The sequence below is a fragment of the Stenotrophomonas sp. STEN033 genome (assembly GCF_056856655.1).
Map to the genome: position 1 here is coordinate 52,167 of NZ_JBXFWM010000021.1, position 14,245 is coordinate 66,411.

Consider the following 14,245-nt stretch of genomic DNA (forward strand, 5'->3'; position numbering starts at 1 on the left):
TCACCCCTCCGGTTGAATGGTAATCCCCCGGTTAAGCATGTTGCCCTCCTATTTGTTCCATATTCAGGAATAGCTTAATCCAATCATTTCCATTTATTGAGACCAATCATGGGACTAAGATTTGGTCACCGTCAGGTTAATCAGCCATGGCGAAATACAAACCCGCCGATGAGGTTCTCAACATGAGCAATAACATTTCTGGAAAAGTTGTCGTTATCACCGGCGCCAGCAGTGGCTTGGGTGAAGCGACTGCACGCCACCTTGCTGCGCTTGGCGCGCGCGTAGTGCTGGCCGCACGCCGCAAAGATAAACTCGACGCATTGGTGACTGAGCTGACCAATGCAGGTGGTCAGGCAATCGCGTATCAGACCGATGTCACCTCTCAGGAAGAAGTCAAAGCGCTCATTCAAGGTGCCGTGGACACCTACGGGCGCATTGATGTACTGGTCAACAATGCTGGGCTGATGGCGATTGCACCGCTCAGTGATGCTCGCACTGACGAGTGGGATCGCATGATCGATATCAACATCAAGGGGCTGCTGTACGGAGTCGCGGCTGCATTGCCGGTCTTCCAGAAACAAAACAGTGGCCACTTCATCAACATCGCATCGGTTGCAGGCCTGAAGGTATTCAGCCCTGGCGGCACGGTGTACAGCGGCACCAAGTTTGCTGTGCGGGCCATCTCCGAAGGACTGCGTCACGAAGTCGGTGGCAGCATTCGCACCACGACTATCGAACCGGGTGCCGTGGACTCCGAGTTGAAATTCGGCAGCACCCACCAACAGAGCCGCGATTTCGTGGTGGACTTCTACAAGCATGCAATTCCCGCTCAATCCGTCGCTCGGGCTATCGCCTTCGCAATTGAGCAGCCTGCTGACGTGGATATTAACGAGATCGTTCTGCGCCCAACCGTGCAGGAATTCTAATGAGTTTAGGGCCTGCCGCTTCGGCGTCAGGCCCCGCTTATATCGAGTGAAAAGCTGTGTGAATCGCCCCTGGTTCTGTAGTTACCAGATAACCGCGTTTGGCCGGTTTGAGTTTGTTGCATCAGATGGGTGTCGGCCAATAGCCGCCATTGTGTTCCCGGTGAGGCTTTGCCTGCGCGTAGTCCGATGCAGCAAGGAAACCCCCAGGTGTTGTTCGAGCATTTTTACCTGCTTTCCCACCAACTGAGGGGATAGGTTGAGGTCATCCGCAGCAGCGCTGAATGATCCCAGCTCTAATGAACGTAGCCATCTGGGTCGGGCGATCCATTAAAAACTCTCTGTTTCAAGTATTACGTCATAGTAGGCCTTTATCCGCTACCAACCAATGATTACATTTTATTCACTCTTCGATTAGCCGCAGACCTTTCCTGCGCACTTCGAAGCCCATTCAAAAACGAGGTATCCGCAATGGCACGCATTGTCAGAATCCATGAATACGGTGACGCCAGTGTTCTGAAGCTGGAAAATTTGGACGTATCGGCACCGGCGGCAAACGAGGTGCAGATTGGCGTCAAAGCGATTGGCTTGAACCGAGCCGAGGTGATGTTTCGCAATCACGCATACCTACAGGAAGCCGAGTTCCCTAGCCGCCTGGGCTACGAGGCCGCAGGCATCGTGGTTGCAGTGGGTAGCGCAGTAACCGGGATCAAGGTGGGTGATGCAGTCGCTCTCATCCCGCCTCTGGACATCGCCCGTTGGGGCACCTACGGAGAGCTGGCCAATGTACCTGCTCATCTGGTGGTGAAGAGCCCCGAGAGGTTGTCCTTCGAAGAGGCTGCTGCGTCCTGGATGCAGTACGTCACCGCCTGGGGTGCACTCATCGAGCAGGCCAAACTCGGGCAACACGACTTTGTCCTTGTCACCGCGGCATCAAGCAGTGTTGGTCTGGCTGCCTTCCAGATAGCACGTATGGTCGGCGCCACACCAATTGCAATCACGCGAACCCGTGCGAAGAAACAGGCCCTTCTGGATGCTGGTGCCGCGTATGTGATCGTGAGTGACGAAGAGGATATCGTCGAGCGCGTGATGGAGATAACGGCCGGACAAGGCGCCCGCGTTGTGTTCGACCCGGTTGGCGGGCGGTCCTTCGAGCCCCTCACGCAGAGCATGGCCCGAGGTGGCATTCTGCTGGTATACGGTGCACTCAGCTCGGAACCGACGCCATTCCCGCTGTTTACCGTGCTGGGCAAAAGCCTAACCCTCAAGGGCTATCTCTATGCAGAAATTGTGGCCGACCCAGAAGTCCTTGAAAGTGCCAAGGCGTTTATTCTGCAGGGGCTGGAGTCTGGAGCACTGAGCCCGATAATCGCCAAGACCTTCCCTCTAAGTGACATCCAGGAAGCCCATCGTTTCCTTGAGACCAATCAGCAGATTGGAAAGATCGTGGTGACAGTCTAATCGCCATTTCTGGGGCTGAGAGCAGAATCTTTCGGCCCCAGTTCAACCCGTCCAACTGGACCGACCAGCCTTTCGTAGACATCTCGGGGCCATAATTCATGGCAACGACAGAGGTTTTTATGAGCAACAGGCAATACACGGATGAGTTCAAGGCCGAGGCGATCAAGCAGGTGATCGAGCGCGGCTTCACCGTGGTCGAGGTGGCGACCCGGATCGATGTCCCCAAGCACACGCTGTATGGCTGGGTGCAGAGCGCGAGGAAGACGAGCCGGGCGAGCGGTGGGGTAGCCGCCGCAGCAGTGAGCGATTCGGCTGAGGTTCGCCGCCTGAAGGCGGAGCTCAAGCGGGTGACCGAGGAGCGCGACATCCTAGAAAAGGCCGCCGCGTACTTTGCCAAGGGGTAAGGGCGAAGTACGCGTTCATGCGCGCACACATCCGCGATTTCCGCCTGGCTGCGATGTGCCGGGTGCTGGGCGTGCATCGCAGTGGCTACTACGCGTGGTTGCGCGACGGCGTCAGCGCACGCGAACGCGACGACCAGCGCCTGCTGGGTCTGATCAAGCATCACTGGCTGGCCAGCGGGACAGTGTATGGCTATCGCAAGATCACCCTGGATCTGCGCGAGGCTGGCGAACACTGTAGCCGGCACCGTGTCCTGCGCTTGATGAAGGCCGAGGGCCTGCGTGCGCAGGTCGGGTATGGCCGCAAGCCACGCCATCGCGGCGGCCCCGTGGGCCTGGTGACCAATGTGCTCAACCGGGACTTCACGCCAGAGGCCCCGAACAAGGTCTGGGTCACGGACATCACCTACATCCGCACTTACGAGGGCTGGCTGTTCCTGGCGGCGGTGATGGACCTGTATTCGCGCCAAATTGTGGGCTGGGCCACGGCACCGACGATGACCAGCGATCTGGTGCTGCAGGCATTGGTGGCGGCCGCATGGCGGCGCAAACCCGGCCCGGGCGTCTTGGTGCACTCCGACCAGGGCTGCCAGTTCACCAGCAGCGATTGGCAGTCGTTCCTGAAGGCTCACCGGATGGTGCCGAGCATGAGTCGTCGCGGAAACTGCCATGACAACGCGGTGGCCGAGAGCTTCTTCAGCGTCTTGAAGAAGGAACGGATCAAGCGAAGGATCTACCCGACACGGGCCACTTCCGCATCGGACGTGTTCGACTACATCGAGATGTTCTACAACCCGATCCGCCGACATGGTTCCGCTGGCGGTGTATCACCGGTAGAGTTTGAGAGGCGCTACGCGCAAAGCGGCGACTGAGTGTCTACGGAAATCTGGCCGGTCCATCGCTGGTGCCCGGAAGCATCGTGCATCAAGAGAGATTGGGCGCCTGGTTGCGTCCGGATGCACGGCTTTGAGCAGGCCCCAACACATCAGGATCATCTCGCCCGCTAAATGATCTTCGGGTCTGGCAAGGCAGCTTTGAGAGTGCACCGAAGCGACCGCGATGCCGGATTTCCCCTCAAGCGCTATGCCGGTCTACAATAGACCGTCAAATACCTAACGGATCGGCCAGCGATGACTCCACCCTGACGCTTGATTGAAGAAGCGATCCAGACACTTAGGTCTGGAAGGGTGCCTGTTTCTTTCGTTTGGCGCGCACGACTGTGCGTGGAGATCATTTCCTATGTCTGCAATTTTTCCCCTGCGCCAGCAATGGCTCGGTAACATCCGTGGTGACCTGTTGTCGGGCATCGTCGTTGCGCTAGCCCTAATTCCCGAGGCAATCGCGTTTTCCATCATCGCCGGCGTCGACCCAAAGGTGGGTTTGTATGCCTCGTTCTGCATCGCCGTCATCACCGCCATTGCCGGTGGCCGTCCTGGCATGATCTCGGCTGCGACCGGCGCCATGGCGCTGGTGATGGTCACGCTGGTGCGCGAGCACGGCATCCAATATTTGTTTGCCGCCACCATCCTGGCCGGCGTGCTGCAGATGCTGGCCGGCGCCCTGCGGTTGGGCTCACTGATGCGCTTTGTGTCGCGCTCGGTGGTGACCGGCTTCGTGAACGCGCTGGCGATTCTGATTTTCATGGCGCAGCTTCCCGAACTCATCGGTATGCCGTGGATGGTGTATGCGATCTGTGCTGTGGGTCTGGCAATCATCTACTTGCTGCCGCTGCTGACCAAAGCCGTTCCTTCGGCATTGGTGGCGATCGTGGTTCTCACCGCCGCCTCCATGTACTTTGGCTTTCAGGTGCGCACCGTCGGCGACATGGGTGCGCTGCCTGACAGCCTGCCGTCGTTCCTGATTCCGGACGTGCCATTTACCTGGGAAACACTTCAGATCCTGCTGCCGGTTTCGGCGACTCTGGCGGTCGTTGGCTTGTTGGAATCGCTGATGACCGCGCAGATCGTCGAGGACATGACCGATACCCCCAGTCAGAAGAATCGCGAATGTGCGGGCCAAGGCTTGGCTAACACCGTAACGGGCTTCTTCGGGGGCATGGCGGGCTGTGCAATGATCGGCCAGTCAGTGATCAACATCACGTCCGGTGGCCGGGGCCGCCTCTCGTGCCTGGTGGCCGGCGTGGTTTTGCTCCTTCTGGTTGTTTATGGGTCAAACCTGGTGAGTCAGATTCCAATGGCCGCACTGGTAGCGGTGATGATCATGGTCAGCATCGGCACCTTCAGCTGGCGCTCGCTGCGCGAGCTGGCCATTCATCCCAAGAGCTCTTCAGTTGTGATGATTGGCACGGTCATCGTGACCGTGGCTACCCACGACCTTGCCAAGGGCGTGTTGACGGGCGTGATCCTGTCGGCGGTCTTCTTTACCCGCAAGGTCGGCAAGATGCTGATCATCGACGACACCCAGGTCGACACCGACTCGCGCGTCTACGTTGTGAAGGGGCAGGTGTTCTTTGCGTCTGCCGGACAGTTCGTGAGCAGCTTCAACTATCTGGATGTCCCCAAGGACGTCATCATCGATCTGAAGGACGCCCACTTCTGGGACCTGACCGCCGTTGATGCGCTCGACCGGGTAGTGATGAAGCTGCGCGAGCACGGCGCGACCGTTGAAGTGTTCGGTCTCAACGATGCAAGTGAGACCTTGGTGGACCGTCTGGGAAAGCACCGTACGCCAGGCGCCGCGCTGTCGTCAGGTCATTGAATGAGCGAAGCGGGCACCGAAGGGTGCCCGCTTCCTGTCCGGCAGTCATTGAACTGACATATGGCCAGGTAATACTTCGATTATTCCGGATAAATGGTTGCGATGATATGCGTACCCTGAATGTTCTGTTCCTCTGCACAGGCAACTCGGCGCGCAGCATTCTTGCCGAAGCACTGGCCAACCATTTAGGGCGCGAACGTATCCGCGCTTACAGTGCCGGCAGCCATCCCAAGGGTGTAGTTCATCCAGTGGCCCTGCAGGTGCTCTCGGAGATTGGCCTCGACGTTGCCGGGCTGTCGAGCAAGCCGTGGGAGGCATTCGCAGGTCCGGAAGCACCGCAGATGGATCTCATCGTGACCGTGTGCGATCGCGCCGCGGGTGAAGCGTGTCCTGTGTGGCCAGGTCACCCGGCTACCGCCCACTGGGGAATCCCCGACCCGGGCGCAGTGCAGGGCAGTGCTGAGCAGGTCCATAAGGCGTTCCTGAGCACGCTTCACCAGCTCCAGCACCGTCTCGGATTGCTGTTGGCGCTCAAGCCTGAAGCGCTGGACCGTATGACCCTGCAATCGCAGGTGCGGGCGCTGGGCAATGGCGCCGAGGCTCACGCGCCAGATGACAGCGGAGAAGCCTCCCCGACGTAGTCGCTGATCTGCCTTACTGCCTCGCGCGCGTATCGGGTCACCCCGATCAGCGTGGCCGACGCTGCGCCATTCCAGTCGCCATAGCCAAGCAGCCAGACCGATGGCGCTGCGACCGACCGAACCTGGGTGTCATCCACGTCGATCCGACCCTGAGCGTTGACAATGCCCAGCCCTTCCAGGTGCGACAACGCCGGCCGGAAGCCGGTGCACCAGATCACCGCGTCGAAGTTGCGTTCGCTGCCATCTGCCCACTGCATGCCGGTGGCGGTGAAACGGACGGGCGGCGGCATGGAGACCAGTACACCGCGGCGCCGTGCGTCCACCACCGGCGGCACCATGACGATGTCGCCAAAACCACCCTGCGGAACATCCGGCTCGCGTCCTTCTTGCTGAGCCCTCCACTTCTCGGTTGCGCGTGCGAACAGAACGCGCCCGTCGACATTGTCGGCCAGGAAGGCTGGCTCCCGCTGGGTGATCCAGGTGGTCTCGGCCACCTTGGAGATCTCGGCCAGAATCTGTGCGCCTGAGTTGCCGCTGCCGATGATGGCCACGCGCATTCCGGCGAAGGGTTCGGGATGGCTGTAGTGGGCCGAGTGCAGCTGCACGCCGCCGAAAGCGTCCAGACCTTCATATTCGGGCGTGTAGGGATGCCGCCAAGTACCCGTGGCGCTTATCACGGCACGCGTATGCCACTGTCGGCCGCCATCTGCTTCCACCAGCAGCCGGGCTCCCGAACGACTGACGCGTTCCACCTGCACGGGACGGATGACGGGCAGCGCATATTTGTGCTCGTAGCGCGCGAGGTAGTCGAGCACCTCCGCCTGCGACGGGTACGGTTCCCGGGTGGCAGACATCGGCCAACCGGGAATCGAGCTCCAGCCCGCTGGCGAGAACAGATGCAAGGATTTCCACGCATGCTGCCACGCCCCACCAGGTGAAGTTTCAGCATCAAGAATCACATGGGACAACCCGCTGCGACGCAGGAAGTAGCCGGCCGAAAGACCCGCCTGGCCACCTCCGATCACCACCACATCGACGTTGTCCATCTGGACTTCCTCCCACCGCTGCACTCAGGCGGCGTTCTTGTGCTGCTGTTGATCGGAGATCTTGAGTGCATCCAGATAGCGTTCCGCGTCCAGTGCGGCCATGCAGCCGAAGCCGGCCGAGGTGATCGCCTGGCGATAGTGCTGGTCGGCCACGTCGCCGGCGGCGAACACGCCTGCCACCGAGGTCTGGGTGGCGTTGCCGCCCAGGCCCGAGCGGATTTCCAGGTAACCGTTGTTCATCGCCAGCTGGCCGTCGAACAGCTGGGTGTTCGGGTGGTGGCCGATGGCCACGAAGAAGCCGTGGGCATCGATGTCGCGGGTACTGCCGTCCAGGGTCGACTTCACGCGCACGCCGGTCACGCCGGCCTCGTTGCCCAGCACTTCCTCCACCTGGTGGTGCCAGACGGTTTCGATCTTGCCGGCTTCCACCTTGGCGAACAGCTTGTCCTGCATGATCTTTTCCGCCTTGAGGGTGTCGCGGCGGTGGACCAGGTAGACCTTGCGGGCGATGTTGGACAGGTACAGCGCTTCTTCCACGGCGGTGTTGCCGCCGCCGACCACGACCACGTCCTGGTCACGGTAGAAGAAGCCGTCGCAGGTGGCGCAGGCCGACACGCCGCGGCCCTTGAAGGCCTCTTCGCTGGGGATGCCCAGGTACTTGGCGGTCGCGCCGGTGGAGATGATCAGGGCGTCACAGGTGTACTCGTGGCTGTCGCCGATCAGCTTGAACGGGCGCTGCGACAGGTCCGCAGTATGGATGTGGTCGAAGATGACCTCGGTCTCGAAGCGCTCTGCGTGGGCCTGCATGCGCGCCATCAGGTCCGGGCCCATCAGGCCATGGGCGTCACCCGGCCAGTTGTCCACTTCGGTGGTGGTCATCAGCTGGCCACCCTGCTGCAGGCCGGTGATGACGACCGGCTTCAGGTTGGCGCGGGCTGCATAGACGGCAGCGGTCCAGCCGGCCGGGCCGGAACCAAGGATCAGCAATGGAATGTGTCGGGTGGTGCTCATGGCTCAGCGGCTCCGTGCATCGGCAGGAAAGTAGCGCTTGCCCAGCCGCAGGGCGACATGGACCAGCAGGATCAGTACCGGCACTTCCACCAGCGGGCCGATGACGGCGGCGAAGGCGACCGGCGAGGCCAGGCCGAAGGCCGCGATGGCTACCGCGATGGCCAGTTCGAAGTTGTTGCCTGCCGCGGTGAACGCGATCGCAGTGGTTCGTGGATAGTCCTTGGCGATCAGCTTGCCCATGAAGAAGCTGACGACGAACTGGATGATGAAGTACAACGTCAGCGGGATCGCGATGCGCACCGCGTCCATGGGAATCCGCAGCACGTCACCGCCTTTCAGGCTGAACATCGCCACGATGGTGAACAGTAGTGCGGCGAGCGTTATCGGGCTGATGGCAGGCAGGAACTTCTCTTCATACCACTGCACGCCCTTGCGCGCCTTCAGCCATCGGCTGGTGAGGAAGCCGGCCAGGAACGGGATGCCCAGGTAGATCAGAACCGCCTCGGCGATGGTCCAGACGCTGACATCGATGACGCTGCCCTGCAGTCCGAACACCGGCGGCAACCAGGAAAGGAAGAACCACGCGTAGACGCTGAACAGCGCGATCTGGAAGATCGAGTTGAATGCCACCAGGCCGGCCACGTACTGGCCGTCGCCGCGGGCGAGCTGGTTCCACACCAGCACCATGGCGATGCAGCGCGCCAGGCCGATCAGGATCAGGCCGGTCATGTACTCGGGGTAGTCGCGCAGGAACAGCACCGCCAGGCCGAACATCAGGAACGGGCCCACGATCCAGTTCTGCAGCAGCGAGAGCATCAGCACGCGCTTGTCGGCAAAGACGGTGGGCAGTTCCTCGTACTTCACCTTGGCCAACGGCGGGTACATCATCAGAATCAGGCCAATGGCGATCGGGATGTTGGTCGACCCTACGGAAAGGCTGTTCAACGCGCTGGGCACGCCTTCGAACAGCGCGCCCAGGCCGACGCCGAGCGCCATGGCGGCGAAGATCCACAGCGTCAGGTACCGGTCCAGAAACGACAGGCGGGAGGTGTCAGTGGTCATGGGGGTTTCCGGGAAGACGGTCAGTGGATCTGCGCAATCGGATCAAGCTGGGCCTTGAGAGACGCACGGTCATCCCATGCCCCGTCAGGAATCTCCAGGAAGGCCTTCAGCCGGGCCTTGATGATCTGATGCGCCCGGTCGAACGCTTCAGCCTTCTGTGCATCCGAGCCTTCCACACCGGCCGGGTCGAACAGGCCCCAGTGCACGCGCACGAAATCGCCAAACACAACCGGGCACGCCTCGGCGGCCGCGCTGTCGCACACGGTGACGATCAGATCCATGGCAGCAGCATCCGCTTCGGCAAATTCGTCCCAGGACTTGCTGCGCAGGCCCTCCACCGGGAAGCCCTCGCGCTGCAATTGGGCAATGGCGAACGGATTGACCCGACCGGCTGGCTGGCTGCCTGCACTGAAAGACTGATAGCGGCCTTCGCCCCACTTTTTCAGGGTCGATTCGGCCAACACGCTGCGCGCGGAATTGCCGGTACAAAGGAACAGAACACGACGGGTCATTTTGGCGATCTCTGGGGTAAGGGGTCAGCAGCCTTCGGGGCGTTCACAGGCCTGTTCGTCGGCACAGCAGTTTTCGGTGAGGTAGGCCACCAGCGCGTTCATCGCCACGAACTCGGCCCGGTAGCAGATGGTCCGGCCACGTTGCTCGGCGCTGATCAGTCCCGCGGCCAGCAGTTCCTTCAGGTGGAAGGAGAGCGTGGCGCCAGGCAAAGAGAGGGCTTGGGCAATGTCGCCGGCCAGCTTGCCGGCGCCACCCGCCTGGACCAGAAGACGGAAGATCGACAGGCGGGTGGCATGACCCAGGGCTGCCAAGGCGTGGGTTGCGTTCTTATGTTCCATGATTCTAGAATAATCGAAGCAAAATGACAGGACAACCCCCGTGCAGCAGATCCCCAACGTGGTCCCGGGTGCCATGGATATTCCCACGGCCGCCAAGCTCAACGATCCGGCCGCGCAGCCACACCGGCCACGCATCCTGATCCTGTACGGTTCGCTGCGGCCGCAGTCGTTCAGTCGCAAGCTGGCGCTGGAGGCGCAGCGGCTGCTGGAGCAGCTTGGGGCGGAAACCCGCCTGTTCGATCCACATGAGCTGCCGATGCTTGACTCGGTGCCGGCCACCCACCCCAAGGTGCAGGAGCTGCGCCAGGCCTCGCTGTGGTCGGAAGGGCACGTTTGGGTCAGCCCGGAACGCCACGGCACCCTTACGGCGGTATTCAAGAACCAGATCGACTGGCTGCCGCTCGAAGAGGGCAGCGTGCGACCCACCCAGGGCCGTACGCTGGCAGTGATGCAGGTCTGCGGCGGTTCCCAGTCGTTCAACGTGGTCAACGCGCTGCGCGTGCTCGGCCGGTGGATGCGGATGGTGACAATTCCCAACCAGTCCTCGGTGGCCAAAGCCTGGCAGGAGTTCGATGACGACGGTCGAATGAAGCCTTCGGCGTATTACGATCGCGTGGTGGACGTGATGGAGGAACTGGTCAAGTTCACTCTGCTGGTGCGCGGGCGCAGTGACTACCTGGTGGACCGCTACAGCGAGCGCAAGGGGGCCGTCGAGGCGGCGGCGCTGGCCGCTGCCGCAGGCGTGGTGGAGACCGTTTTGAACCAAGAGGAAAGCGCGTGAACGCTGTCATCTATCACAACCCAAAGTGCGGCACCTCGCGCAATACCTTGGCGCTGATCCGCTTTGCCGGGATCGAGCCGGAAGTGATCGACTACCTGGCCAACCCACCCAGCCGCGCTCGTCTTGTCGAACTCATTACGGCGGCAGGGTTGAGCGTGCGCGATGCCATCCGGCAGAAGGGAACGCCGTATGACGAGCTCGGGTTAGGCGACGCAGCACTGAGCGACGACGCGCTGCTAGATGCGATGCTGGCGCACCCGATACTCATCAATCGTCCTCTCGTACAAACCGATAGGGGTACTCGTCTATGCCGGCCTTCGGAAGTGGTGCTGGAGATCCTGCCGCCGCTGCCCGGACCGTTCCGAAAGGAAGATGGAGAGTGGGTGACCGGGCATACCGGAAGCTCGACGCTGTGATCCCATTGCCAGGCTGGGCTTGCCACCGCTGAGAACCACAGGAGGTCATGCCCCATGCCGGCGCTGAATCCCACGACAAGCGACAGCGCATGGCGCGTCTTCCTGGTGTTCCTGCGACTGGGGCTGACGTCGTTTGGCGGTCCAATCGCCCACCTGAGCTACTTCCGCCTCGAGTTCGTCGAACGCCGCCGTTGGCTGACGGACTGTAGCTACTCCGATCTGGTGGCCCTGTGCCAGCTACTGCCAGGCCCGGCCAGCAGCCAGGTAGGCATGGCGCTGGGCTTGCGTCGCGCCGGCTGGCCTGGCCTGTTGGCCGCTTGGGCCGGCTTTACGCTGCCGTCGGCCGTGCTGATGATCCTGTTCGCTTTGGGCGTTGCCAAATACCAGGCCATCATTGAATCCGGCTGGCTGCATGGCCTGAAGATCGTGGCAGTTGCAGTGGTGGCCCAAGCAGTATGGGGAATGGCCCGATCCCTGTGCCCGGATCGTCTACGGGCAGCGATGGCGGTTTTCGCGGCTGTGTTGACCTTGTCCATGCCCTCGGTCGCCGGCCAGATCGTGGTGATCATCGCTAGCGGACTGGTCGGTCGCTGGATACTGAATATCGAACCGGCTTCCGGCCAATTAGACGGCGGCTATTCCGTCTCGCGAAGAACCGGCACGGTGGCACTGGTGCTACTGGTCCTGCCGCTTGTTCTGCTGCCCTTGTGGGCGGTGGCTAGCGGCTCCCCCTTGGCCGTGCTGTTGGAGGGTGTGTACCGCGCTGGCGCCCTGGTCTTCGGCGGCGGCCATGTCGTGCTGCCGTTGCTGCAGACCGCGGTTGTCCAAAGCGGCTCCCTGAGCACGGCGGACCTGCTCGCCGGGTATGGTGCGGCGCAGGCGGTGCCGGGCCCTCTCTTCTCCTTTGCGGCTTACTTGGGGGCTATGGCCGAGGGGTCCCTCGGTGGCTGGGCAGGAGGCCTTGCGCTGTTGGTGGTCATTTTCATGCCTGCCTTTCTCGTGCTCGTAGGAGTGCTGCCCTTCTGGGAGTCCCTGCGCCACCGCAAGGATCTGCAGGCGTCAATTGCAGGCGTCAACGCCGGGGTCGTCGGGATCCTGTTGGCTGCGTTGTACGACCCGGTGTGGACGAGTGCGATCCATGACCGATGGGATGTCGCGATGGCGCTGGTTGCGTTCGGGCTACTGGTCGTCGCGCGTGCACCGCCGATCGTGGTGGTGTTGCTGGCTGCCATGGCGGGTTGGGCGATGGCGCGGTAACGCTGCTAGGTCGGACAGGCGCGGCTCGGCAGCGTGCAGTTCCAGCGTTCGCTTTCCATGCGCCAAGCGTTGTGCGTTGTAGATGCCGGTGTGGCCTGAGAACAGATAGGCGGTGACGCACGCGATGGCCGCCAGCGGCCCCATATCCACTCCAAACAGCTCCATGGCCATCAGGGTAGTTGCAATAGGGGTGTTGGCAGCTCCGGCAAACACCGCGACAAATCCGATACCGGCCATGAAGGAAAACGGAAGATGCATCAAGGGAGCCAACGCATTGCCCAAGGTGGCGCCGATGTAGAAAAGCGGGGTGACTTCGCCGCCCTTAAACCCTGATGCCAGCGAGACGACGGTGAATCCGAACTTGCCTGCAAAATCCCACGGGCGCATGGGGTGATCGAATGATCCGGCAATGTATGCAGTACCGAGCCCGATGTATTGTTGCGAACCAAGGGCGCATACGGCGACAGCAATCACAATGCCGCCGAGAAAGGGCCGCAGGGGCGCGTAGCGGATGTGGCGCTTGATCAGCGCCCCGAGGTGGTGCGCCGACGTGGAGAACAGTCGGCCGACCCACCCAAATAGAATTCCAGACAGGACCATCGCCACGACACTCCAGACACCGATCGGAACGATCCCGGCAATGGTGTGGTGGGCATGGTGGACGCCCCAGGCGCGAGCCACCTGGTCGGCCAGAATGCTCGCCGCCAGACAAGGATATAGCGCGTCATACCGCATCCGGCCGATGGCCAGCACTTCCAGGCCAAATACCGCGCCCGCCAGCGGTGTGCCAAACACCGATGCGAAGCCTGCGCTCATCCCCGCCATCAGCAGAATGCGGCGCTCTTCTGATGTGAGGCGGAATAGACCGGTGAGCTGGTCGGACAACGCGGCCCCCATTTGAACCGCTGTACCCTCCCGACCCACCGAGGCACCGAACAGGTGCGAAACCAGCGTGCCTCCCAGGATCAGCGGTGCCATGCGGAGTGGTACGACCCGTTTGGGGTCATGAATTTCGTCAATGATGAGGTTATTGCCGCCGTCGACCGGCTTGCCCACCAAGTGATACACCAACCCCACTGCAAAGCCGGCAACGGGGAGCAGCCAGATCGCCCACGGGTGCGCCAGCCGCCAATCGGTGGCCAGATCCAGAGACAGGAGGAAGAACGCGGAGGCGCTGCCTGCCAATACAGCGACCAAGCAGGCAAGTAGCGTCCACTTCACAAGGTGGGACGGAGGATCCAGCAATCTGGAACGTTTGATCTTCAACATGGTCACCCGCGACAAGGAATCGGGCTGACCAGCGAGCGGGGCGTCAGGGCAACAGCCTGCAGCCCCAACCGAGGTCAGGCAACTGCAGGCGTCATCAACCGCTTGGAAGCTGCGGTGGTTAAGGGAGGTACGCCATCTCCGATCCGCATGATAAGTCCAGATCAGGCTCCCGGCCAGTAGCAGCCTGGGCCACCGCATGACGCATGGTGTGTTAGTTCAGCTGCGAAGACACCATCAGACAGGGCTCGGACGTCCTGATTCCATTGGGCAGCCTGACGTCTGCTTCTGGCCGGGAGTGAGCGTGTGCAGATTTTTGTGTAAACGGGATTCGGGTTACAGCTGAGGGAGCCGCCCCTCAAACTGGATGGTAAATCGGTTCAGGGCTGCCTTCCAATCACGGATGGGTAA

General features: G+C 61.5%; 15 protein-coding genes and 1 riboswitch. Of the genes, 8 read left to right on the forward strand and 7 right to left on the reverse strand.

What is annotated here, in order from left to right; genetic code table 11:
* Positions 1–146 precede the first annotated feature (146 nt).
* Positions 147–926, forward strand: a complete 780-nt coding sequence (locus AC1VXC_RS09555; RefSeq protein WP_448227636.1) for an SDR family oxidoreductase — start codon at positions 147–149, stop codon at positions 924–926.
* A gap of 81 nt (positions 927–1,007) precedes the next feature.
* Here the strand turns inward: AC1VXC_RS09555 and AC1VXC_RS09560 are convergent, their stop codons facing one another.
* Complete coding sequence (locus AC1VXC_RS09560) at positions 1,008–1,250, reverse strand: helix-turn-helix domain-containing protein (protein WP_482995037.1); 243 nt, start codon at positions 1,248–1,250, stop codon at positions 1,008–1,010.
* A gap of 144 nt (positions 1,251–1,394) precedes the next feature.
* On the opposite strand from AC1VXC_RS09560, the gene AC1VXC_RS09565 reads away from it, so the two are divergent.
* The 4 genes from AC1VXC_RS09565 to AC1VXC_RS09580 all read left to right on the forward strand — a co-directional run bounded on the left by AC1VXC_RS09565 (position 1,395) and on the right by AC1VXC_RS09580 (position 6,144).
* A complete protein-coding gene (locus AC1VXC_RS09565) occupies positions 1,395–2,384 on the forward strand; it encodes a zinc-dependent alcohol dehydrogenase family protein (protein ID WP_481538414.1) in 990 nt (329 codons plus the stop codon).
* A gap of 119 nt (positions 2,385–2,503) precedes the next feature.
* Positions 2,504–3,657, forward strand: a protein-coding gene (locus AC1VXC_RS09570; RefSeq protein WP_481538413.1) for an IS3 family transposase whose coding sequence is annotated in 2 segments (ribosomal slippage) — positions 2,504–2,762 and positions 2,762–3,657 — 1,155 coding nt in all. Because the reading frame shifts where the segments join, the coding sequence is not laid out codon by codon here.
* Positions 3,658–4,024: 367 nt separating this feature from the next.
* Entirely contained in the window at positions 4,025–5,503 is a 1,479-nt protein-coding gene (locus AC1VXC_RS09575) for a SulP family inorganic anion transporter (protein ID WP_296251582.1), read from the forward strand.
* A 107-nt stretch (positions 5,504–5,610) separates the two neighbouring features.
* Positions 5,611–6,144 carry an arsenate reductase ArsC gene (locus AC1VXC_RS09580; RefSeq protein WP_481538412.1) on the forward strand — a complete coding sequence of 178 codons (534 nt, stop codon included), beginning with the start codon at positions 5,611–5,613 and terminating at the stop codon, positions 6,142–6,144.
* On the opposite strand, the gene AC1VXC_RS09585 is transcribed toward AC1VXC_RS09580, so the two are convergent.
* Genes AC1VXC_RS09585 through AC1VXC_RS09605 form a run of 5 tightly spaced genes read right to left on the reverse strand, consistent with a single transcriptional unit; the run spans position 6,105 to position 10,114 of the window.
* Positions 6,105–7,190, reverse strand: a complete 1,086-nt coding sequence (locus tag AC1VXC_RS09585; protein ID WP_481538411.1) for an ArsO family NAD(P)H-dependent flavin-containing monooxygenase — start codon at positions 7,188–7,190, stop codon at positions 6,105–6,107. The genes AC1VXC_RS09580 and AC1VXC_RS09585 overlap by 40 nt on opposite strands.
* A gap of 24 nt (positions 7,191–7,214) precedes the next feature.
* Complete coding sequence (gene trxB, locus AC1VXC_RS09590; protein ID WP_481538410.1) at positions 7,215–8,201, reverse strand: thioredoxin-disulfide reductase; 987 nt, start codon at positions 8,199–8,201, stop codon at positions 7,215–7,217.
* Between the two features lie 3 nt (positions 8,202–8,204).
* Positions 8,205–9,263: an ACR3 family arsenite efflux transporter gene (gene arsB / locus AC1VXC_RS09595; protein ID WP_481538409.1), complete on the reverse strand. Its 1,059-nt coding sequence runs from the start codon at positions 9,261–9,263 to the stop codon at positions 8,205–8,207.
* Positions 9,264–9,283: 20 nt separating this feature from the next.
* Complete coding sequence (locus AC1VXC_RS09600) at positions 9,284–9,775, reverse strand: arsenate reductase ArsC (protein ID WP_412703988.1); 492 nt, start codon at positions 9,773–9,775, stop codon at positions 9,284–9,286.
* A 24-nt stretch (positions 9,776–9,799) separates the two neighbouring features.
* Positions 9,800–10,114, reverse strand: a complete 315-nt coding sequence (locus AC1VXC_RS09605; RefSeq protein WP_412703989.1) for an ArsR/SmtB family transcription factor — start codon at positions 10,112–10,114, stop codon at positions 9,800–9,802.
* 40 nt (positions 10,115–10,154) lie between these two features.
* On the opposite strand from AC1VXC_RS09605, the gene arsH reads away from it, so the two are divergent.
* The 3 genes from arsH to chrA are packed head-to-tail and all read left to right on the forward strand — an operon-like array spanning position 10,155 to position 12,568.
* A complete protein-coding gene (gene arsH, locus AC1VXC_RS09610; RefSeq protein ID WP_282272509.1) occupies positions 10,155–10,895 on the forward strand; it encodes an arsenical resistance protein ArsH in 741 nt (246 codons plus the stop codon).
* A complete protein-coding gene (arsC, locus tag AC1VXC_RS09615; RefSeq protein ID WP_412703991.1) occupies positions 10,892–11,311 on the forward strand; it encodes an arsenate reductase (glutaredoxin) in 420 nt (139 codons plus the stop codon). The genes arsH and arsC overlap by 4 nt, the downstream gene beginning before the upstream one ends.
* Before the next feature lie 54 nt (positions 11,312–11,365).
* Positions 11,366–12,568: a chromate efflux transporter gene (chrA, locus tag AC1VXC_RS09620; RefSeq protein ID WP_481538408.1), complete on the forward strand. Its 1,203-nt coding sequence runs from the start codon at positions 11,366–11,368 to the stop codon at positions 12,566–12,568.
* Here chrA and AC1VXC_RS09625 read toward each other — a convergent pair.
* Positions 12,491–13,837, reverse strand: a complete 1,347-nt coding sequence (locus tag AC1VXC_RS09625) for a voltage-gated chloride channel family protein (protein WP_481538407.1) — start codon at positions 13,835–13,837, stop codon at positions 12,491–12,493. The two genes, chrA and AC1VXC_RS09625, sit on opposite strands and share 78 nt — an antisense overlap.
* A 78-nt stretch (positions 13,838–13,915) precedes the next feature.
* A riboswitch (Fluoride riboswitch) is annotated at positions 13,916–13,986 on the reverse strand.
* Between the last annotated feature and the right edge of the window lie 259 nt (positions 13,987–14,245).